Below are 18,663 nucleotides of genomic sequence, written 5' to 3'. Positions count from 1 at the left end.
CCGGGTTCGGCGGCAGTCGGGCCCCGGCACCCGGTCCTGGCCCGGGAGCCGCAGGGCGCAGTCCGGCCCTGGCCGCTGTCCGGACCCCGTCGCCGCCCCGCCCCGCCGGCAGTCAGGAGTGCGGGGCCCCGGCCCCGTCTCAGCCCGGCAGTCGCGACACCGCCCCCGCGGTGACCGACCGGTCGCGGGCTATCGCCTTCGCGATCCGTACCGCGTCGATCGCCATCTCGCGGAGGTTGCCGCTGATCGGGTTGGTGAAGCCCGTGAAGTACAGGCCGGGGGCCGTGGGCGGGGTGCGGGGGCCGTGGACGACGGGCTTGCCGTGCGGGTCGAGGACGTCGAGGTGGCCGACGAGGCCCTCCAGGGCGCGGACATACCCGGTGGCGGCGATCACGGCGTCCGGGGAGACGCGGCTGCCGTCGGCCAGCGCGATCTTGCCGCCGTCCTCGAAGCCGTCCACGGCGGCCACGATCTCCACCCTGCCCTTGCGCACCGCGTCGATCAGACCGACGTCCTGCACCGGGATCGCCCCCTGCTTCACCCTGGTGTACAGCCCGGTGTCGGGGCGCGGCAGACCGTGCGCCGACAGGTCGGGAACCGCCACCCTGGCCTGCGCCCGGCTGATCCGGTCGACGAGGCCGACGGGCAGCCGCCGTACGAGGACGCCGCTGTACTGGGCGGGCCAACCGGCGGTCGAACGCCGCACGATGTGCGGGGCGGTGCGCACCGCCAGCCGGACCCGGGCAGCGCCGCCCTCCACCAGGTCGACGGCGATCTCGGCGCCGGTGTTGCCGACGCCGACGACGAGGACGTCCCGGCCCGCGTAGGGCTCGCCGTTGCGGTACTCACCGGCGTGCAGGAACTCGCCGGGGTACGTCTCGCGGCCGGGCCAGTCGGGCACGCGGGGCGTGTGGTTGTAGCCGGTGGCGACGACGACCGCCGCACCGGTCAGCTCCCGGCCGCCGGTGGCGTGCAGCAGCCAGCCCGTGCCGTCGGCCGCCCGCTCGACACGCGACACCTCGACACCGGTGACGATCTCGAGCCGGTGGTGCTCGGCGTACTTCTCCAGGTACCGCACCACGTCGTCCCGGGACACCCAGCGCCCGAACCGGCGTGGCATCGGCAGCCCGGGCAGGGCCGACAGGCGGCGGGTGGTGTGCAGGTGCAGCCGGTCGTAGTGGCCGCGCCAGGACGCCCCGACCCGGTCGGACTTCTCCAGGACGACCGCCCGTATGCCCCGGGCGCGCAGCGCGTACGCGGCGGAGAGTCCGCCGGGGCCGCCGCCGATGACGTAGACGGGGCGGTCCGGTGTGGGGTGGGCGGAGGAGTGTGGGGGCGTTGTGGACTCGGCCATGAGCGCGAGCGTAGCCACAGGCCTGGTTGATGGGTCTCGGTCAAGACCGGAATTGGTTTCGGATTGATCACGGCTGTAGGGGGAGGGGGTGGGCCTCGTGGCGTCGCGGGCCCGGTTGTGGCGAGGCGGTGATCGTTCCTGACGTCCGTCGGCGTCGGTCACCGGTGACGGATGAAGCCGCCGACCGAGTTCGCGAACAGGACGGCGCGCTCGTGGCGTCGACGCTCCTGCCGTCGATCTCGACGAGGACGCCGACGTTCAGGCGCTGTGGGGCCTTGCGCATCCGCAGATCTGACGTACCGTCAGATTTCATGGACACGATCTGGCTCACCGGCCCGCAGTGGCTGGCCGTACTGCGGATCGGGCTCGGGCTGTGGTGGCTGGAGAGCTGGCGGCACAAGGACCGCAAGGCCTGGTTCGAACGGGGCACCGGCATCGCGTGGGCGGCCGGGATAGCGGGCAAGCACCGCTGGAGCGCGGTCCGTTCGGGCTTCGAGGCGGCCGTCGCCCCGCACCCGCGCGTGATGGCGTACGTCGTGGTCTACGCGGAACTCGCCCTCGGACTGGGCCTGATCACCGGCCTCCTCACCCCGATCGCGCTGGCCGGCGGACTGCTCCTCAACGCCCTCTACTTCACGCTCATGATCCACGACGTCGCCGAGCAGGGGCAGAACTCCATGATGGCGCTGATGTCGGTCGTCGGGCTGTTCGGCATGTCCTGGCAGACCTGGTCGCTGGACAGTGCGCTGGGGCTGTTCTGATGACGGGACGCCTCGATCTGCCCGAGCCCGACGCCTTCACCCGCGCGTACTGGGACGCCGCCGCCGAGGGGCGGCTGCTGATCCGCCGCTGCCGGTCCTGCGGCCGGGCCCACCACTACCCGCGCGAGTTCTGCCCCCACTGCTGGAGCGAGGACGTCGCCTGGGAGCCCGCGAGCGGCCGCGCCACCCTCTATACCTGGTCCGTCGTCCACCGCAACGACCTGCCGCCCTTCACGGACCGCACGCCGTACGTCGCCGCCGTGGTGGACCTGGTCGAGGGCCCGCGCATGATGACCGAGGTGGTGGGGTCGGGGGAGCTGTCGGCCGGGGCGGAACTGGAGGTGACCTTCCGGGAGGGGATCCCGGTGTTCCGGGTCAGCGGTCCGTCGGGGGCAGGCGGTCCAGGCCGGTCTCCAGCGTGATGCTCACGGCGGTCACACCACCGACCCGCCGATGACACCGGGTGCGGCGTTCACACTCCTGCGACGCGCCTCGGACACGGGTTTGAATGGCCCCATGGCCCCCATACGTGACCAGTCCCCGGCTCCTCTCACCGAACTCCACGGCCACGGCCTCCGGCTCCGCCCCTGGGACGCGGCGTCCGGCTCCGACGTCGAGACGTGGCTGCGCGGCCTCAGGGACCCGGAGTTCCAGCGCTGGAACACCCCACTGAGGCTGGTGACGGACCGCAGGAGCGCCCAGGAGTCGCTGCTCGCCCGGGCGCAGAGCGCCACGGAGGGCACGTCGATGTCGTTCCGGATAGCCGACGCGGCCGGCGACACCGCACTGGGGCACATCGGAGTCAACGAGATCAAGTACCACCTGAAGGTGGCCCGTGTCGGCTACTGGGTGCTCCCCGAGGCCCGCGGCCGGGGCGTCGCCACCCGGGCGCTGCTGCTCGCCGCGCACTGGGCGCTCACCGAACTCGGCCTGCACCGCCTGGAGTTGGACCACGCCCTGGGTCACGACGCGTCGTGCCGGATCGCCGAGCGGTGCGGATTCGCGTACGAGGGCACCCTGCGCGGGGCGATCTTCCAGGAGGGCCGGCACGACGCGTTCCGCGACGCCCATCTGCACGCCCGTCTGGCCACGGATCCGGAGCCCGCGGGACCGTGAGGAGCCCCGTGGCAGGCGGCCGTATGACGCAGATCACATCTTCTCCGCGATGAGTCCCTCCCGCGCCGCCGGTCATATCTGGCAACCACCAAGAAGGGACCACCCGAGATGACCGCACCCGTGAAGGGCCCCGCGAGCTACTTCCCCGCCATCGAGAAGAAGTACGGCCGGCCGATCACCGACTGGCAGGCGCTCATCCGCTCCTCGCCGCTGACCCGGCACATGGAACTCGTCAACTGGCTCAAGACCGAGCACGGCCTCGGACACGGCCACGCCAACGCGCTCGTGGCCCACACCCTCGCCGAGGGCAGCGGCAAGTGAGCGGAGGGGGCGGTGAATTCGGAGGCGCCGGGACGGGGGCCGGCGGCACCATGGAGTATGGACACGGACACGGACACCGCCGAGTGGCGCCTCACCCCTGACCTCGACGACTTCCTGACCCGCGCCGGCGACTTCCTCCGCTCCCGGCCTGCCTTGCACACCGTCCCGTTGACCGTCACGGAGACGCTGCGCACCCGCGGACCGCACGTGTACGGCGACGGCGCACCGGAGTTCGGTGTGCTGGAACGTGACGGAGCGGTCCGGGCGACGTTCTTCCGTACGCCCCCGCACCAGCTGAACCTCACCTCGCTGACCGCCGAAGAGGCCGGCACCCTGACCGCGCGGCTGGCCGAACTCGGGCGGCCCCTGCCCGGGGTGAGTGCCGATCGCGACACCGCCGCCGCCTTCGCCGAGGCCTGGCGGCGGCACACGGGAGCCACCGCCGTGCTCCGGCAGCGCCAGCGGCTCTACCGGCTCGGCACCCTGACCCCGCCCCGGCCGATACCGCCCGGCGGGCCCCGGGTCGCCGTCGAGCCGGACCGTGAGCTGCTCGTCCGCTGGCACCTGGAGTTCGCGGACGCCGTCGGCACGGGCACCGTCCGGGACGCCGGCGAGTGGGCGGACGCCCGCATCGAGCACGGTGGCATCACCTTCTGGGAGGACCCCGACGGCACGCCCGTCGCCATGGCCGGGACGACCCCCCAGGTCGCCGGCCAGGTCCGCGTCGCCTCCGTCTACACGCCACCCCACCTGCGCGGGCGCGGCTACGCGGGTGCCGCCACGGCCGAGGTCAGCCGCGCCGCCCTGGCGGCCGGGGCGAAGGAGGTGCTGCTCTTCACGGACCTCGCGAACCCGACCAGCAACGGCTTGTACCAGCGGATCGGTTACCGGCCGGTGGCGGACTTCGCGGTCTACGACTTCAGGCGGTAGTCGGATCCTGTCGGTAGACGGATTCAGTCGGTAGCCGGATTCAGACGGTAGTCGGTAGGCGGATTCAGGCGGTGGCCGGATTCAGGCGGTAGACCGAGACGTGGGAACGCGCGTCGGCGGTGAACTCGGCACCGGACCAGTCCGCGTGCCTGGCCTCCAGCTCGAATCCGGCGAGCTGGGCCATGAGGTCGAGTTCGGCCGGCCAGATGTAGCGGTGCGGGCTGCGGCTGAGCCGGGCCTGCTGGGTCTCGTCGAAGTAGAAGTGGTGCGAGACGACGCGCTGGTGCAGCACGTCGTAGGTGTCCAGACCGATGTACTCGGGGTCGGACTGCCAGACGGTGGCCGTCTGGCCCGGGGGCAGCTTGCGCAGCTCGGGCACCCAGAGCTCGATCACGAACCGGCCGCCGGGCGTGAGATGGCGGGCGGCGTTGCGGAAGCACTCGACCTGCTCGGCCTGGGTGAGCAGGTTGGAGATCGTGTTGTAGACGAGGTAGACCAGGCTGAACTCACCGGGCGCGACGGTGGTCGCCATGTCGCCGACGATCACGGGGATCGTCGCCTCGTCCGCCTTGGCCCGCAGCCGCTCCACCATCGGCACCGACAACTCGATGCCCGTGACGGGCACTCCACGTTCGGCGAGCGGCACCGCCACCCGGCCGGTCCCCACCGCGAACTCCACGGCCGCTCCACCGTCCGCGAGCTCGGCCAGCCGGTCCACGGTCGGCCCCAGGACCTCCGGCGCGAACATGCCGGTACCGGGCGTGTCATAGCGCTGGGCGGCCTCGGCGTTCCAGATCTGCTCCTGCTTCATTCCGCCCACACTCGCCGTCGGCGGGGGCCGGTGTCCATCCCATTTACGCGCGCTCCCCTTTGCACGCCCGGTGGGCAGGCCCCAGCCGCTGCACGCCCCCTCACGGCCACAGCAGTTCCCGCGTCCACCCGTCCTCGGCGCGCCGGTAGCGGAGCCGTACGTGCCGGCGGGCCTCGTCGCCCTGGAAGAACTCCACCTCCTCGGCGCGCAGCCGGTACAGCGTCCAGGACGGCACCGAGGTCTCCGGCTCGCGCGCGGCGCGCTCCCAGGCGGCCTGGGAGGCCTGTGCCAGCTCCGCCACCGACCCGAGGACCTCGCTCTGGCGCCCGGTCAGCGCCGCGGCCAGCGCGCCCGTCGACCGGGCGTGGAGATCGCCCTGGGCGTCGGCGGACGGGGCGGCCGTCACCGTGCCGCGCACCCGCACCTGCCGGCCCAGCACCGGCCAGTAGAAGCAGAGCGCGGCGTACGGGCGGGCGCTGAGGTGACGGCCCTTGCGGCTGCCGGCGTGGGACGCGAAGGACCAGCCGGCCTCGTCCGCGCCGTGCAGCATCACGATCCGTACGTCGGGCAGGCCGGCCTCGTCCGAGGTCGCCAGCGACATGGTGTGCGGCTCGGACTGCCCGGCCGCCACCACCGCCGCGAACCACTCGGTGAACAGCTCCAGCGGGGTGGCGGGGGCGGCCTCGGGGTCGAAGGGTGGCAGCCGGGTGACCTCCGGGTCCCAGACCCGCAGTGACCTCAGCAGCTCATGAAGATCAGTCGCCATCCCCCGATTGTCACCCGGCCCCCTAGCTCCCCGGTGCCCCGGCTCCCTGGCGCCCGGCGTCCCGGGCCCCCGGTGCCCCTGTGCCTCGGCCTCCCGGCTCGCTGGCCTCCCGGCCCCCGGCGCCCCGGACTCCCGGCGCTCCGACCCCCGGCCTCCCGGCCCCCGGCGCCCCGGACTCCCGGCGCCCCGGCCCCCCAGCTCCGCGGCCTCCCGGCTCACCCTCACCCCACCCCCAACACCACCGTCCCCGACGAGCAGAACCACCCACCCGTCCCCGACGCCACCGCCAGTCGGGGCAGTGTGCCGTCGGCCCGGCGCACCTGGCGGTTCTCGCCCGCCTCGCCCCGCAGTTGCCGCACCGCCTCCACCAGCAGGAACAACCCCCGCATCCCCGGGTGCTGGGCCGAGAGCCCGCCCCCGTCGGTGTTCACCGGCAGCCCGCCGCCCCCGACCCGCAGCCGACCCTTCTCCACGAACGCCCCGCCCTCGCCCTTCCCACAGAAGCCCAGGTCCTCCAGCGTCACCAGGGTCATGTAGGTGAACGCGTCGTAGATTTCCGCGAGGTCCATCTCCTCCGGCCGTACGCCCGCCCGCTCGAAGGCCAGCCGGCCGCTCACCGCCGCCGGGGACACCGTGAAGTCCGGCCAATCGGACAGGGCCGCGTGCGAGACGTGCTCCCCGCTGCCCAGCACCCACACCGGTGCCGTACGGCAGTCCCGTACGTACTCCTCCGCCGCCAGGAGCACCGCCGCCCCGCCGTCGGAACGGACGCAGCAGTGCAGCTTGGTGAAAGGGTCCGCGATCATGGGACCGGCCAGGACCTCGTCCACCGTGACCGGGGTGCGGAACATCGCCTCCGGGTTCGGGGCCGCGTTGGCCCGTGCCTGCACCGCCACCTGAGCCAGCTGCTCGATCGTCGTGCCGTACTCGATCATGTGGCGGCGGGCAGCCATGGCGTACTTGGCGATCAGGGTGTGGCCGTACGGGACCTCGAACTGCGAGGGGCCGCGGGTGCCGAAGGACAGCGTGCCGGTGCGGCGGCCCGCGCGGACGTCGGCGCGGGCCGTGGAACCGTAGGCCAGCAGCACCGCGCGCGCGTGCCCGGCCACGATCGCGTCCGCCGCGTGGGCCGCCATGACCTCCCAGGTGGAGCCGCCGACGGAGGTGGAGTCGACCCAGGTGGGGCGCAGGCCCAGGTGCGCGGCGACCTCGACCGGGGCCAGGGTGCCCAGCCCCGCCGAGGCGAAGCCGTCGACCAGTGACCGGTCCAGGCCCGCGTCGGCCAGGGCGCGCCGGGCCGCCTGGGCGTGCAGGGCGTAGGGAGTCGCGTCGTCCACCCGGCCGCAGTCCGAGAGGGCCACACCGACGACGGCCACGTTCCTCCGGGCACCCATGAATCTGACGGTACATCAGATGAGGCGGAGCGCAAGAACGGCAGGACTCTGGGCATCCCCGCCCCACCGCCCTAATATGACGCACCGTCAGATGCGGAGGTGGTACCGCCATGGACGCCCGTTTCACCGCCGAACAGGACGACATCCGCCGCACCCTGCGCGAACTGCTCCACAAGCGCTGCGGCCCCGAGGAGGTGCGGGCCGCCGTCGACACCCCGGCCGGACACGACCCCGCCCTGTGGACCGCCCTCGCCGAGCAGCTAGGCCTGCCCGGCCTGGCCCTCCCCGAGGACCGCGGCGGCGCCGGCTGCTCGGTGACCGAGCTGGCCCTGGCCTGTGAGGAGACGGGCCGGGTCCTCGCCCCCTCGCCCCTGCTCGCCACGGCCGTCCTCACCGCACCCCTGCTGCTCGCCCTCGGCACCGACGCCCAGCGGGCCCGCCTTCTCCCGCGCATCGCCTCCGGCCGCCTCACCGCCGCCCTCGCCGTGCCGGGCCCGGCCCTCACCACCGCCCTCGCGCTCACCGGCCACGACCCGCGCGGGGGCTGGGCGGGCGGCGGCCGGGCCGGGGGCGTGCAGGCGCGGCGGACGGACGGCGGCTGGCTGCTGTACGGGCAGGTCGAGCAGGTCCTCGACGGGCACAGCGCCGATGTGCTCCTGGTCGCCGCACACGCCGGGGGCTTCGCCCGCTCCCGCGTGCTGCTCTTCCTGGTGCGCGGTGACGCGGCCGGGCTCACCCGGGTACGGCGGACCGCGCTGGACGCGACCCGTCCGCAGGCACGCGTCCAGCTGCGCGACACGGAAGCCGAGTTGCTCGGCACGGACCGCGTGGACGTCCTCCCGGCCCTCGCCCGGCTCGGCGAGACCGCCGCCGCCTGTCTCGCCGCCGAGGCGGTGGGGGCCGCCGCCCGGGTGCTGGAGCGGACTGTGGAGTACGCGGGGCAGCGCGAGCAGTTCGGGCGGCCGATCGGGTCCTTCCAGGCGGTCAAGCACCGGCTGGCCGACGTGTACGTGCAGGTGCAGGCGGCCCGCTCGGCGGCGTACTACGCGGCCTGGACCGCCGCACAGAAGACCCGGGAGGCCCACGAGGAGACGGCAGGCGGGCTGGCCCTCGCCCAGGCGCTCCAGGCGCTGCGCTCGGCCGCCGCCGAGGGCATCCAGCTGCACGGCGGCATCGGTTTCACCTGGGAGCACGAGGTTCACCTGTATTTCAAGCGCGCCGCGGGCGACGAGTTGCTGTTCGGGCCGGTGCACCGGCTGCGGGCGCACGCCGCCGACGCGGCGGACGTCTTCGAGGAGGCCGGTCGATGAGGGGTGTGCGGTTCGTGCAGAAGGTGTCGTCCACCCGCGGCTTCGCGCGCGTGGCACCGCACGTCTTCCCGGCCCTCGACCGGGCCGTGCACCGGCTCACCCGGGGAAAGGTGCTGCTCAGCGCGCAGCTCCTGCCGGGGGTGGTGCTGACCTCGACCGGGGCGAGGAGCGGGGCGCCCCGTCGTACGCCGCTCGCCTGTATGCCCGAGCAGGACGGGCACAGCTGGATCCTCGTCGGGTCCAACTTCGGACGGCCGGGGCATCCCGCCTGGAGCCACAACCTGCTCGCTCACCCCGACGCCGAGATCAACTGGAAGGGCCGGGACATCCCGGTCACGGCCCGGCTGCTGGAGGGGGAGGAGCGGGCGGCGGCCTGGCAGGCGGTACTGGCGTTCTGGCCGCCGTACGCGGCGTACCAGGCGCGGGTGGAGCGGGAGATCCGCGTGTTCAGGGTCGTGCGGCGGTGATCGGGGTCCTACGGGGGTGATCCGGGGTCGTACGGCGGTGAAAAGCGCGACAGGCGGCGGTCCACTCGGGTGGACCGCCGCCTGCCAGACAGGACTTGGGTACGGGTAACGGGCCGGGGCCGCCGCGCCGGGCTACCTCGTCGGCTTTCTGCCGGTGACACCCAGGTGCACCAACAGCGCGAGGTTCGGCTTCAGTTCGGCCTGCTTCACGCCCCAGGAGGAGAAGCCCTTCTGGTGCGAGGCGACGGCCGCGAGCATCGCGACCAGCGAGCCGGCGATGGCCGCCGGGTTCACGTCCTTGTCGACCCTGCCCTTGGCCTGGAGCTCGGCGACGGCGTCCGCGAGGGAGTTGTTCACCGAGTTGAGGATCTTCATGCGGAGCTTGTAGAAGCGCTTGTCGCCCTCGGCGGCGCCGAGATCGACGACCCGGAGGATCGCGTCGTTCTTGCGCCAGAACTCCAGGAACCCGTCGACGAGTTCCTGCGCCGTCTGCCAGCCGGCCTTGCCGGCCCAGGAACGGCCCTCCAGGAGCTCGGTCAACGCGGCGCCCTCGGTCGCCATTTGCTCGGCGATCTCCAGGACGGCGCCCTCGACGTCCGGGAAGTACTGGTAGAAGGTCGCGGGCGAAGTGCCCGCCTTCCGGGCGACATCGATGACCTTGACGTCCCGGTACGGGGAGGAGCTGAGCATCTCGCTGAGGCAGTCGAGCAGCTTCTGCCGGGTCGCCTGCCCACGCCGGCCGGCCACACGGCCGTCGACGGTACGCACTTGTCCTGTCATGACGTCAGCTTACCGAGGCGTGATCGGGGCGCGATTCGGCCGACTGCAAATGGGGTGTAAGGGAGTACGGAGGCTGGTGTGCCTGGTCTGCGGGCTGTGGCTGTCACGGTTACGTTGGCGGCATGGCCGAAAACAGGGCATCGGTGTACGCAGAGGGCGTCCCCTGCTGGGTGGACGCGCAGCTTGCCGACGTCGAGGCGGGCAAGCGGTTCTACGGTGAACTCTTCGGGTGGACCTTCGAGGACTGGTTCGGCTCCTTCGCGCAGGCGCTGAAGGACGGCGAACCCGTGGCCGCGCTGGTCCGCAAGGTGGATGGCCGGCTGCCCACCGTCTGGACGGTGTACTTCGCGACACCGGACGCGGTGGCCCTGGTCCGGCGCGTCCGGGAGGCCGGCGGACAGATCGTCTCGGCGCCGGTCCCGGCCGGTGACCTGGGGGTAACCGCCCTGGTCACCGACCCCGAGGGGGCCGTCTTCGCCCTGTGGCAGCCCCAGGAGCACCCCGGCTTCGGCAGACGGCACGAGCCGGGCACCTTCGCCTGGGCCGAGCTGTACGCCCGGGACGCCGAGGCGGCCGACGCCTTCTACGGCGATCTCTTCCAGGAGGCCCTGTTCGGGCCGGACGCCGAGCCCGACTTCGGCCGCGCCCCCGTCTCCGACGTGTTCCCGGCCGAGATGCCGCCCCACTTCCTCGTGCACTTCGCGGTCGAGGACGTGCCGGCCGCGCTGGAGGACGTGCTCCGGCTCGGCGGCCGTGTCCAGGCCGGGCCTTTCGAAGCCTCGTACGGCACGGTGGCCGTCGTCACGGACAATCAGGGGGCGTCCTTCGCGCTGCTGCACCGCTGAGCGGGCAGGGTTTGGTCATCGTTTGATCGCCTCTGTGCCGAGACATCCCAAATGTCACCGGGTTCGCCACCACGGCTCCGGCCAGGAAGAATCGGGGTGCGTGCCGCCATGGCGGTGCGGTGGTGAGACGCTGCACGAAGGTCGCGTGGAACATGTGGCTTGGCGCGGCTCGTACGGGGAGGTGGCAGGCAGAGTGGTGGATCAGCTGACGCAGCACGATCCGCGGCGGATCGGGCCGTTCGAGGTGCTGGGACGGCTGGGTGCCGGCGGCATGGGGCTGGTCTATCTCGCGCGTTCGGCGTCCGGCCGGCGCGTGGCGATCAAGACCGTCCGGACGGAACTGGCCGAGGACCAGCTGTTCCGGGTCCGCTTCACGCGTGAGGTGGAGGCGGCCCGGGCCGTCTCCGGCTTCTACACCGCCGCCGTCGTGGACGCCGATCCGCGCGCCGCCGTGCCGTGGCTGGCCACCGCGTACGTCCCCGCGCCCTCCCTCGAGGAGATAGTGAACGACTGCGGCCCGATGCCGGCCCAGGCGGTGCGCTGGCTGGCGGCGGGTGTGGCCGAGGCGCTCCAGTCCATCCACGGGGCCGGTCTCGTGCACCGCGACCTCAAACCGTCCAACGTCCTCGTCGTCGAGGACGGCCCCCGGGTGATCGACTTCGGGATCGCGTCGGGCGTTTCGAACACGCGTTTGACGATGACCAACGTCGCCGTCGGCACGCCCGCCTACATGTCCCCCGAGCAGGCCAAGGACTCCCGCAGCGTCACGGGCGCGAGCGACGTCTTCTCCCTCGGCTCGATGCTGGTGTTCGCCGCCACCGGACACCCGCCCTTCCACGGCGCCAACCCGGTCGAGACGGTCTTCATGCTGCTGCGCGAGGGCCCGGACCTGGAGGGTCTCCCGGACGAGCTGCGTCCGCTCATCGAGTCCTGTATGCAGATGGACCCGACGGCCCGCCCCAACCCGGCCGACCTCCAGGCCCAGCTGGCCCCCCACCTCTTCGGCTCCGGCTCCGACGACAGCGGCACCGCCTCCGCCTGGCTGCCCGAGCGGGCCGTGGGCCTGATCGAGTCCCGCCGCAACGGCCGCCCGGCCGGCAAGCCCGCCCCCGGCCCCGGCCGCAGCGGCGGCGGACGCCCCGCCCCGGCGCCGGGCCCCGCGCCCATTCCGCCGCCGCCCTCGCACGACCCCGTCGTCCCGGCGCCCGTGCCCGCTGCGTCCGTGGCCGCCGCGTCCGTCGCCGCCCCGGTCGGCGGCCCCGACACCGGCCCCGTACGGCTGGCCGGCGGCCAGGTGCCCATCGGGCCGGGCCCGCGCGTCGCCGACGTCCGTGCCGCCGCCGTCAAGGCACCCCCTCCGGAGGCCGCACTCGCCGCCTCCTGGTCCAAGCCCCGCCCCGGAGTCAACGGCACGGACCCCGCCGTCGGCCCCGCGGTCGCCACGCCCCCGGCCCCGGCCGCGCCGCCCGAGCAGGCCGGCGGCTGGCGTCCCTGGCGCTTCCGCATGTCCAACGACGTCTGGGGCACCCCCTCCGTCGCCGACGACCTGGTCTACGTCACCTCCTTCGAGGTGCACGCCCTGGACGTGGCCACCGGCCGCCGCCGCTTCAAGACCCGGGACGTCGCCTGGTCCATGGCGGTCGCGGACGGCCGGATCCACGCCTCCGACGGGCCCACCCTCTTCGCCCTGGACGCCCGCGAGGGCGGCGACCTGTGGCGTTTCCAGACGGACGCCTGGGTCTACTCCCTCCAGGCCGGCCGTGGCAGCGTCGTCACCGGCACCCGGGGCGGCGGCGTCCAGGGCTGGGAGGCCTCGAACGGGCAGAAGCTCTGGGAGATCACCGGCTGCCAGACCGACTTCGAGTCCTCCGAGGCCGGACCCGCCCTGCACGACGGCACGGTCTACGTCTGGCAGGACGCCCGGCTGCGCGCCCTGGACGCCCGCACCGGCGACGAGCGCTGGTCGTACCCGATCGGCGACACGGCCTCCTGCGGCGGCGTCCCGGTCCGGGTCACCCCGGCGCCCGACGGCTACGTCTACGTCTGCGCCGGCACCCGCGTCCTCGCCCTCGACGTGGCCGCCGGGCATGTGAAGTGGCACTTCGAGGCCCCGGCCGTCTTCCTCTCCCCGCCCACCTTCGTCCCGGGCCCGGCCGTCACCGGCGGCGGCGTCTACCTGGCCGACTACCTCGGCACGGTGTACGCCCTGGACGCCACCGACGGCCGTGACCGCTGGCGCATCGCCACCGAGTCCCGCACGTCCGTCGACCCCGTCCTGGTCGCCGCGGGCCACGTCCACGTGGGCAGCGGCAAGGGCCTCTACACCCTGGACGCGGTCACCGGCACCCCCAAGTGGCGCTTCCAGGCGGGCGGCGACATCGTGGGCGCCCCCTCGGTGGCCGAGGGCCGCATCCACTTCGGCTCCACCGACCACCTGCTCTACACCCTGAAGGCCGACGACGGCCGGTTGCGCTGGAAGCTCGCCACCGGCGGCGAGATCACCGGCTCCCCGGTCGTCCGGGACGGGGTGGTGTACGCGTGCAGCAAGGACCGCTGCGTGTACGCGCTGGACGCGGAGAAGGGGACGGGCACGGCGCGCACCGCCTGAAGCTCCCGGGACGGCGGCGTACTGCCTGACGTTCCCGGGACGGCCGTCGCACGGCGTACGGAAGGGGCTCCGGACGGCGGCCGTCGCTCATCGGGGAGCGGCCTGTGCGCCGCTTCCACCCACGACGCTACGCCGGGTACGGCCCGGTCGCCACGCGGTGACATGACCGTGACAGGCGATCACTAGGCTCTCCGCCATGCGGATACGGGGGCGCAAGCTCAAATTCACGGCGGTACTCGTCCTGGTCGTCCTGGCCCTGACAGGGTTCTCCACCGGCCGGGGCCGCGGCGGCAGCCACGGTCACAGCAGCAGCGGGGGACACGGCGGCGGGTGCAGCAGTTCCAGCCAGGACCACGACAGTTCGAGTTCGTCGACGTCGGGCGGCGGTTACGGCTCGGGCGGCTCCAGCAGCGGCTCCAGCGGCGGGTCCTACGGCTCCGACGACGACGATGACTACTACGCGAGCAGCGGCGGCTCCAGCAGCGGCGGCGGTTCGTACACCCGCAGGCCGAACTACGGCTCCACGCCGACGTCGTCCTCCGGCTCCGGCAGCGGCAAGGCCCTGCGGGACGGCACGGCGAAGCTGGTGAGCTGCGCGAGCGCCGCCCGCCCCTACGCGACCGTCGAGGTCAGCAACCCCAACGGCCGCAAGGCGACCTTCTCCGTCTCGGTGACCTTCGAGGACGCGCAGGGCATCACCGTCGTCGACCGGTACGGGGACGTCACGGTCCCGGCGCAGGGCAGGGCGACCGTCGACGTCGAGGTCGGCCCGGGCCTGGTGGACTCGGTCGACCACTGCGAGGTCGACCGCCAGGCCCTCGTCGACGACTGACGAGAGCCGACGACCGACGAGCCGACGACCCGACGAGCAGGCGCCTGGCAGTCCGTCAGTCCCGCAGCTCCGTCAGGAAGTCGAGCAGCGCCTCGTTCACCTCGGTGGGCCGCTCCTGCTGCGTCCAGTGGCCGCAGCCCGGCAGCACGAGCGGCTTCCGAAGGAGGTTCGGCATCAACTCCGGGAGCTTCTCGATCAGTTCGGGCGTGCCCGGGAAGGCCGCAACCAGGTCCCGGTCGCCGTACACGTACAGCGCGGGCGGGGACACGACCGCTCCCTGCCAGGGGGCGGTCAGCTCCCAGTTGCGGTCCAGGTTGCGGTACCAGTTGAGCGCGCCGGTGAAGCCCTGCGCGTAGCTCTCGGTGAGGGTGTCGAGGTCCTCCTCGGTGAGCCACTCGGGCAGCACCTCGGGGTCCGGCGCGTCCCCGAGCCAGCCGCGCTCCAGGTCGTCGACCAGGGCCTGCTCGGGCCGCCCGGCGTCCGGGGCGTCACCGGAGGCGGAGTACAGCAGCTTGCGCAGGGTGCCGCGGGTGTCCGCCGAGAACTCGGCCTCGGCGACGCCCGGCTGCTCGAAGTAGTTCCAGTAGAACCGTCCGCCGAAGCGCTCCCGCATGGTCGCGAGCGGCGGCTGCCCGCCACGGAACGGCGGCGGCACGCTCAGCCCCGCCACGCCGCGCACCACGTCCGGCCGCAGCAGCGCGGTGTGCCAGGCCACCGGCGCTCCCCAGTCGTGCCCGACGACGAACGCCCGCTCCTCGCCCAGCGCGTGGATCAGCCCGACCACGTCCCCCACCAGGTGGAGGATGCTGTACGCGGACACGTCCTCGGGGTGGTCACTGCCGCCGTACCCGCGCTGGTCGGGCGCGACCACCCGGAAACCGGCCTCGGCCAGCGGCCCGAACTGGTGCCGCCAGGAGTGCCAGGACTCCGGGAACCCGTGCAGCAGCACCACGAGCGGGCCCTCGCCCTGCTCGGCGATGTGCAGGCGTATGCCGTTCACGTCGATCATCCGATGCGTAACCACGCGTCGAGCATACGTGTGTAGGCGGAAACGAAATCTGACGAGGCAGGGGTCACGTGCTCGTGGCCGAGGGGGTCCCTGACAGGGCCTGGCAGGCGTCCGCGAGGTGGCGGACGGTGGACAGCACCGCCGACAAGTCGGTGTGAAAGCTTCGACAGGAGAACACCATGAACCCCACCTACGACTTCTCCGGGCAGGTGGCCCTGGTCACCGGCGCCGCCTCCGGCATGGGCCTGGCCGCCGCCCGCGCCTTCGCCGACTCCGGCGCCGCCGTGGTGCTGGCCGACCGCGACCACGACGCCGTCCACGACGCGGCCGAAGAGATCACCGGCCGCGGAGGCCGGGCGATCGGTGTCGTCTGCGACGTCACCGACGAACAGCAGGTGGAAGCGGCGGTGCGGCGCGCGGTCACGGAGTACGGCCGCCTGGACATGGCGTTCAACAACGCCGGCATCCAGGTGCCGCCGACCGACGCCGCCGACGAGACGGCCGACTCCTTCGACCGGGTCAACGCCGTCAACCTGCGCGGCGTCTGGGCGGCGATGAAGCACGAGCTGCGGCAGATGCGCGAGCAGGGCAGCGGTGCCGTCGTCAACTGCTCGTCCCTGGGCGGGCTCGTCGGGCTGCCCGAGCGGGCGGCCTACCACGCCTCCAAGCACGGCGTCATCGGCCTGACCCGCAGCGCCGCGGTCGAGTACGCGCCCAGGGGCGTCCGCGTCAACGCCGTGTGTCCCGGCGTCATCGACACCCCGATGGTCGCCGACATGGTCCAGAACCAGGCCGAGGCCATGGCCGGGATCCTCAAGGAACAGCCCATCGGCCGGCTGGGGACGGCGGAGGAGGTCGCGGCGGCCGTCCTGTGGCTGTGCAGCCCCGGCGCCGGCTTCGTCACGGGGACGGCTCTCCCCGTCGACGGCGGCTTCACCGCCCACTGAACGGCTGCTGGTCACGCAACCGGTACCCCCGCCCCCGCCCCGCGAACAGCCGGGCCTGACGCTCACCCGTCGCGTTCCCGAGCGCGATGAGATGCGGTGCCTGCGCGAGGCCCCGGGACCGCCCGGCCTCGCTCGCCGCCCACAGGGCCCGGACCGTCCCCTGCACGGCCTCCGTCGGATACCCGGCGACGACGACCGCGCAGGCGGTCGCCGCCGCCAGCGCCTCGCCCTCCGGGGCGAGTTCCGACACCAGCCCGACCTCGTGGGCGCGCCGGGCCGAGATCCGTTCGGCCGTCCCCATGAGCGCCATCCGCGCGACCTCGCCGTACGGCATGCGCTGCGCCATGAGGACGGACTCGTAGGCGCTGACCATGCCGTAGGTGGTGTGCGGGTCGAAGAAGGTGGCGGTGGTGTCGGCGATCACGAACTCCGCCTCGCCGAGCAGGTAGAAGGCGCCCCCGCAGGCCATCCCGCGCACCGCGGCGACGACCGGTTTCCACAGGTCGTTCGCCTTGGGCCCGACGCCGAGCAGCGGATCGTCCTGCGCGTAGGGCGAGTTCGGCTGCGGCACGACGGCGTCCCGGTCGATCCCGGTGCAGAAGGCCCGCTCTCCGGCACCGGTGAGGACGATCGCCCGCACGGAGTCGTCGAACCGCAGGTCCCGCCAGACGCGGGCGAGGTCACCGGCCATGCCCAGGTCGATGGCGTTGAGCCGGTCGGGCCGGTTCAGGGTGACGACGGCGACTCCGCTGTCCTGGTCGGCCGTGACGAGCACACTGCTCATGAGCGCTCCAGGATCCACCGGGGGATGCCCTCGTCGAAGACGGCCCGCACCCGGGCGCCGATACGAAGGCCGCTCGGCGAGAAGGAGTCGAGCGCCTGACCCGGCCCGGCGACCAGGTTGCCCACCAGCCGGATGCGCGGTGCCTCGTCCAGCTCGACGACGACCACGTTGTACGGCGCCACCGCCGCGTACTCCGGCAGCAGCGGCGGGTGCGGGACGACGTACGACCAGACCCGGCCCCGCCCGGACATCCGGCGCCACCCGGCCTCGAAGGACTGGCAGTGCGGGCAGCAGGGCCGGGGCGGGAAGCGGAGCTCGCCGCAGCCGGCGCAGCCCTGGACCCGGAGTTCGCCCCGGGCGGCGTACTCCCAGAAGGGGGCGCCGTCGGCGTCGGTGACGGGACGCAGCATGTCAGCTCCTCAGCAGCAGGGCGGAGGTCGGGACACCCTCACCCGCGGTGACCAGACAGACCGAGGCGCCCGGCACCTGCGCGGTACTGGTCCCGCGCAGTTGCCGCACCCCTTCGTCGATGAGGTTGAAGCCGTGCACGTAGGCCTCGGACAGCCCGCCCCCGCCGGTGTTCACGGGCAGCGTCCCGCCGATCTCCAGCGCCCCGCCCTCGGTGAACGCCCCGCCCTCGCCGCGCCCGCAGAAGCCGTAGCCCTCCAGGGAGAGCAGGACCAGGGGGGTGAAGGCGTCGTAGATCTGGGCGACGTCCACGTCATCGGGGGTCAGGTCGGAGTGCTTCCACAGATGCCGGGCGGCGGCCCAGGCCGGTCCGGTGAGGGGGTCGTCGTTCCAGTAGTTGACCATGCCGTGGTGCTGGGCGGGCAGGGACTGGGCGGCGGCGTGGACGTAGACGGGTTTCCGGCGGCAGTCCCGGGCCCGCTCGGCGGAGACGACGACACAGGCCAGCGCCCCGTCCGTCTCCAGGCAGTTGTCGAAGAGGCAGAGCGGCTCGCTGATCCACCGGGACGTCATGTACATCTCGCGGGTGAGGGGCCGGTCGTACATGATCGCGGCGGGGTTCTGGTTGGCCCGGTTGCGGCAGGCGAGGGCGACGTTGAACAAGTGGTCGCGGGTGGCGCCGTACTCGTGCATGTACCGGCGGGTGAGCATGGCGATCTCGTCGACCGGCCGGAGCAGGCCGTAGGGCCGGGTCCACTGGGCCGGGGTCGGGAGCTGGACGGTGGTGTTCGTCCACGGCCGGGGCCCGCTGCCCCGCTTGCGGGACCGCCAGGCGACCCCGACGCTCGCCTGCCCGGTGGCGATGGCGGCGGCGAGATGGCCGACCGTGGCACACGAACCGCCGCCCCCGAAGCCGACCTTGCTGAAGAAGGTGAGGTCACCGAAGCCGCAGGCCTTCGCCAGCTCCACCTCGTCGGTCTCCTCCATGGTGTAGGAGGCGAGGGCGTCGACCTCGCCGGGCGCGATCCCGGCGTCGTCGAGGGCGGCCAGGACGGCGCGGCAGGCGAGGGTGCGTTCGTCCTCGGGGAGCCGCTTGGCGAACGGCGTCCGGCCGATGCCGGCGATGGCGGTGGCGTCCTTGAGGCCGAGGCCCTCGAGGTCGATGCCCTTGGAGCCGAGGCCTGCCGATCCTGCTGCCATGCTGCGCGCACCTCCGGCCC

Annotated in this window: 20 protein-coding genes; 11 read left to right on the top strand and 9 right to left on the bottom strand. The window is 73.3% G+C overall.

What is annotated here, in order from left to right; genetic code table 11:
• Positions 1 to 139: 139 nt before the first annotated feature.
• Positions 140 to 1,354, bottom strand: coding sequence for a flavin-containing monooxygenase (locus ABEA82_RS18720; RefSeq protein WP_345662681.1), 1,215 nt, complete (start codon positions 1,352 to 1,354; stop codon positions 140 to 142).
• A 311-nt stretch (positions 1,355 to 1,665) separates the two neighbouring features.
• On the opposite strand from ABEA82_RS18720, the gene ABEA82_RS18715 reads away from it, so the two are divergent.
• The 5 genes from ABEA82_RS18715 to ABEA82_RS18695 all read left to right on the top strand — a co-directional run bounded on the left by ABEA82_RS18715 (position 1,666) and on the right by ABEA82_RS18695 (position 4,482).
• Entirely contained in the window at positions 1,666 to 2,115 is a 450-nt protein-coding gene (locus tag ABEA82_RS18715) for a DoxX family protein (RefSeq protein ID WP_345662680.1), read from the top strand.
• On the top strand, positions 2,115 to 2,537 hold the full coding sequence (locus tag ABEA82_RS18710) for a Zn-ribbon domain-containing OB-fold protein (protein WP_345662678.1): 423 nt from the start codon (positions 2,115 to 2,117) through the stop codon (positions 2,535 to 2,537). The genes ABEA82_RS18715 and ABEA82_RS18710 overlap by 1 nt, the downstream gene beginning before the upstream one ends.
• Positions 2,538 to 2,631: 94 nt before the next feature.
• Positions 2,632 to 3,231 (top strand): GNAT family N-acetyltransferase, encoded by a 600-nt coding sequence (locus tag ABEA82_RS18705; protein WP_345662677.1) that lies wholly within the window; start codon positions 2,632 to 2,634, stop codon positions 3,229 to 3,231.
• Positions 3,232 to 3,339: 108 nt separating this feature from the next.
• Complete coding sequence (locus tag ABEA82_RS18700; protein ID WP_345662676.1) at positions 3,340 to 3,552, top strand: DUF4287 domain-containing protein; 213 nt, start codon at positions 3,340 to 3,342, stop codon at positions 3,550 to 3,552.
• Positions 3,553 to 3,609: 57 nt separating this feature from the next.
• Positions 3,610 to 4,482, top strand: coding sequence for a GNAT family N-acetyltransferase (locus tag ABEA82_RS18695; RefSeq protein ID WP_345662675.1), 873 nt, complete (start codon positions 3,610 to 3,612; stop codon positions 4,480 to 4,482).
• Positions 4,483 to 4,546: 64 nt separating this feature from the next.
• Here the strand turns inward: ABEA82_RS18695 and ABEA82_RS18690 are convergent, their stop codons facing one another.
• From ABEA82_RS18690 to ABEA82_RS18680, 3 genes are all read right to left on the bottom strand, one after another.
• On the bottom strand, positions 4,547 to 5,293 hold the full coding sequence (locus ABEA82_RS18690; protein ID WP_345662673.1) for a class I SAM-dependent methyltransferase: 747 nt from the start codon (positions 5,291 to 5,293) through the stop codon (positions 4,547 to 4,549).
• Positions 5,294 to 5,393: 100 nt separating this feature from the next.
• A complete protein-coding gene (locus ABEA82_RS18685; protein WP_345662672.1) occupies positions 5,394 to 6,059 on the bottom strand; it encodes a pyridoxine/pyridoxamine 5'-phosphate oxidase in 666 nt (221 codons plus the stop codon).
• 221 nt (positions 6,060 to 6,280) lie between these two features.
• Positions 6,281 to 7,453, bottom strand: coding sequence for a thiolase C-terminal domain-containing protein (locus ABEA82_RS18680; protein ID WP_345662670.1), 1,173 nt, complete (start codon positions 7,451 to 7,453; stop codon positions 6,281 to 6,283).
• 110 nt (positions 7,454 to 7,563) lie between these two features.
• On the opposite strand from ABEA82_RS18680, the gene ABEA82_RS18675 reads away from it, so the two are divergent.
• Both ABEA82_RS18675 and ABEA82_RS18670 read left to right on the top strand, forming a co-directional pair.
• Positions 7,564 to 8,763, top strand: a complete 1,200-nt coding sequence (locus ABEA82_RS18675; RefSeq protein ID WP_345662669.1) for an acyl-CoA dehydrogenase family protein — start codon at positions 7,564 to 7,566, stop codon at positions 8,761 to 8,763.
• Complete coding sequence (locus ABEA82_RS18670; protein WP_345662668.1) at positions 8,760 to 9,230, top strand: nitroreductase/quinone reductase family protein; 471 nt, start codon at positions 8,760 to 8,762, stop codon at positions 9,228 to 9,230. Before ABEA82_RS18675 ends, ABEA82_RS18670 begins: the two co-directional genes overlap by 4 nt.
• Positions 9,231 to 9,362: 132 nt before the next feature.
• On the opposite strand, the gene ABEA82_RS18665 is transcribed toward ABEA82_RS18670, so the two are convergent.
• Entirely contained in the window at positions 9,363 to 10,010 is a 648-nt protein-coding gene (locus ABEA82_RS18665; protein ID WP_345662667.1) for a TetR family transcriptional regulator, read from the bottom strand.
• 122 nt (positions 10,011 to 10,132) lie between these two features.
• Between ABEA82_RS18665 and kbpA the strand changes: the two genes are divergently transcribed.
• From kbpA to ABEA82_RS18650, 3 genes are all read left to right on the top strand, one after another.
• Entirely contained in the window at positions 10,133 to 10,855 is a 723-nt protein-coding gene (gene kbpA / locus ABEA82_RS18660) for an AfsK-binding protein KbpA (protein ID WP_345662666.1), read from the top strand.
• 193 nt (positions 10,856 to 11,048) lie between these two features.
• Positions 11,049 to 13,463: a protein serine/threonine kinase AfsK gene (gene afsK, locus ABEA82_RS18655; protein WP_345662665.1), complete on the top strand. Its 2,415-nt coding sequence runs from the start codon at positions 11,049 to 11,051 to the stop codon at positions 13,461 to 13,463.
• Positions 13,464 to 13,659: 196 nt separating this feature from the next.
• Positions 13,660 to 14,295 (top strand): hypothetical protein, encoded by a 636-nt coding sequence (locus tag ABEA82_RS18650; protein ID WP_345662664.1) that lies wholly within the window; start codon positions 13,660 to 13,662, stop codon positions 14,293 to 14,295.
• A gap of 55 nt (positions 14,296 to 14,350) precedes the next feature.
• On the opposite strand, the gene ABEA82_RS18645 is transcribed toward ABEA82_RS18650, so the two are convergent.
• A complete protein-coding gene (locus ABEA82_RS18645; protein WP_345662934.1) occupies positions 14,351 to 15,304 on the bottom strand; it encodes an alpha/beta fold hydrolase in 954 nt (317 codons plus the stop codon).
• 179 nt (positions 15,305 to 15,483) lie between these two features.
• Here ABEA82_RS18645 and ABEA82_RS18640 point away from each other — a divergent pair, with 179 nt between their 5' ends.
• Entirely contained in the window at positions 15,484 to 16,251 is a 768-nt protein-coding gene (locus ABEA82_RS18640) for an SDR family NAD(P)-dependent oxidoreductase (RefSeq protein WP_345662663.1), read from the top strand.
• On the opposite strand, the gene ABEA82_RS18635 is transcribed toward ABEA82_RS18640, so the two are convergent.
• From ABEA82_RS18635 to ABEA82_RS18625, 3 genes are read right to left on the bottom strand one after another with little or no spacing between them, the layout of a single operon-like run.
• Positions 16,238 to 17,035: an enoyl-CoA hydratase/isomerase family protein gene (locus ABEA82_RS18635; protein WP_345662662.1), complete on the bottom strand. Its 798-nt coding sequence runs from the start codon at positions 17,033 to 17,035 to the stop codon at positions 16,238 to 16,240. The two genes, ABEA82_RS18640 and ABEA82_RS18635, sit on opposite strands and share 14 nt — an antisense overlap.
• Positions 17,032 to 17,445 (bottom strand): Zn-ribbon domain-containing OB-fold protein, encoded by a 414-nt coding sequence (locus ABEA82_RS18630; RefSeq protein ID WP_345662661.1) that lies wholly within the window; start codon positions 17,443 to 17,445, stop codon positions 17,032 to 17,034. The genes ABEA82_RS18635 and ABEA82_RS18630 overlap by 4 nt, the downstream gene beginning before the upstream one ends.
• A gap of 1 nt (position 17,446) precedes the next feature.
• Positions 17,447 to 18,643 (bottom strand): lipid-transfer protein, encoded by a 1,197-nt coding sequence (locus ABEA82_RS18625; protein WP_345662660.1) that lies wholly within the window; start codon positions 18,641 to 18,643, stop codon positions 17,447 to 17,449.
• Positions 18,644 to 18,663: the final 20 nt, after the last annotated feature.

Source organism: Streptomyces venetus, from assembly GCF_039540295.1.
In the GTDB taxonomy this organism is placed as follows: domain Bacteria; phylum Actinomycetota; class Actinomycetes; order Streptomycetales; family Streptomycetaceae; genus Streptomyces; species Streptomyces venetus.
The sequence above is the reverse complement of the archived record's forward strand: the minus strand, read 5'-3'. Positions and strand labels throughout refer to the sequence as shown.

What these genes read in the sequence shown, in the direction of transcription:
- ABEA82_RS18720 (WP_345662681.1), bottom strand. Translation starts at nt 1,354, where the DNA reads ATGGCCGAGTCCACAACGCCCCCACACTCCTCCGCCCACCCCACACCG.
- ABEA82_RS18715 (WP_345662680.1), top strand. Translation starts at nt 1,666, where the DNA reads ATGGACACGATCTGGCTCACCGGCCCGCAGTGGCTGGCCGTACTGCGG.
- ABEA82_RS18710 (WP_345662678.1), top strand. Translation starts at nt 2,115, where the DNA reads ATGACGGGACGCCTCGATCTGCCCGAGCCCGACGCCTTCACCCGCGCG.
- ABEA82_RS18705 (WP_345662677.1), top strand. Translation starts at nt 2,632, where the DNA reads ATGGCCCCCATACGTGACCAGTCCCCGGCTCCTCTCACCGAACTCCAC.
- ABEA82_RS18700 (WP_345662676.1), top strand. Translation starts at nt 3,340, where the DNA reads ATGACCGCACCCGTGAAGGGCCCCGCGAGCTACTTCCCCGCCATCGAG.
- ABEA82_RS18695 (WP_345662675.1), top strand. Translation starts at nt 3,610, where the DNA reads ATGGACACGGACACGGACACCGCCGAGTGGCGCCTCACCCCTGACCTC.
- ABEA82_RS18690 (WP_345662673.1), bottom strand. Translation starts at nt 5,293, where the DNA reads ATGAAGCAGGAGCAGATCTGGAACGCCGAGGCCGCCCAGCGCTATGAC.
- ABEA82_RS18685 (WP_345662672.1), bottom strand. Translation starts at nt 6,059, where the DNA reads ATGGCGACTGATCTTCATGAGCTGCTGAGGTCACTGCGGGTCTGGGAC.
- ABEA82_RS18680 (WP_345662670.1), bottom strand. Translation starts at nt 7,453, where the DNA reads ATGGGTGCCCGGAGGAACGTGGCCGTCGTCGGTGTGGCCCTCTCGGAC.
- ABEA82_RS18675 (WP_345662669.1), top strand. Translation starts at nt 7,564, where the DNA reads ATGGACGCCCGTTTCACCGCCGAACAGGACGACATCCGCCGCACCCTG.
- ABEA82_RS18670 (WP_345662668.1), top strand. Translation starts at nt 8,760, where the DNA reads ATGAGGGGTGTGCGGTTCGTGCAGAAGGTGTCGTCCACCCGCGGCTTC.
- ABEA82_RS18665 (WP_345662667.1), bottom strand. Translation starts at nt 10,010, where the DNA reads ATGACAGGACAAGTGCGTACCGTCGACGGCCGTGTGGCCGGCCGGCGT.
- kbpA (WP_345662666.1), top strand. Translation starts at nt 10,133, where the DNA reads ATGGCCGAAAACAGGGCATCGGTGTACGCAGAGGGCGTCCCCTGCTGG.
- ABEA82_RS18650 (WP_345662664.1), top strand. Translation starts at nt 13,660, where the DNA reads ATGCGGATACGGGGGCGCAAGCTCAAATTCACGGCGGTACTCGTCCTG.
- ABEA82_RS18645 (WP_345662934.1), bottom strand. Translation starts at nt 15,304, where the DNA reads ATGATCGACGTGAACGGCATACGCCTGCACATCGCCGAGCAGGGCGAG.
- ABEA82_RS18640 (WP_345662663.1), top strand. Translation starts at nt 15,484, where the DNA reads ATGAACCCCACCTACGACTTCTCCGGGCAGGTGGCCCTGGTCACCGGC.
- ABEA82_RS18635 (WP_345662662.1), bottom strand. Translation starts at nt 17,035, where the DNA reads ATGAGCAGTGTGCTCGTCACGGCCGACCAGGACAGCGGAGTCGCCGTC.
- ABEA82_RS18630 (WP_345662661.1), bottom strand. Translation starts at nt 17,445, where the DNA reads ATGCTGCGTCCCGTCACCGACGCCGACGGCGCCCCCTTCTGGGAGTAC.
- ABEA82_RS18625 (WP_345662660.1), bottom strand. Translation starts at nt 18,643, where the DNA reads ATGGCAGCAGGATCGGCAGGCCTCGGCTCCAAGGGCATCGACCTCGAG.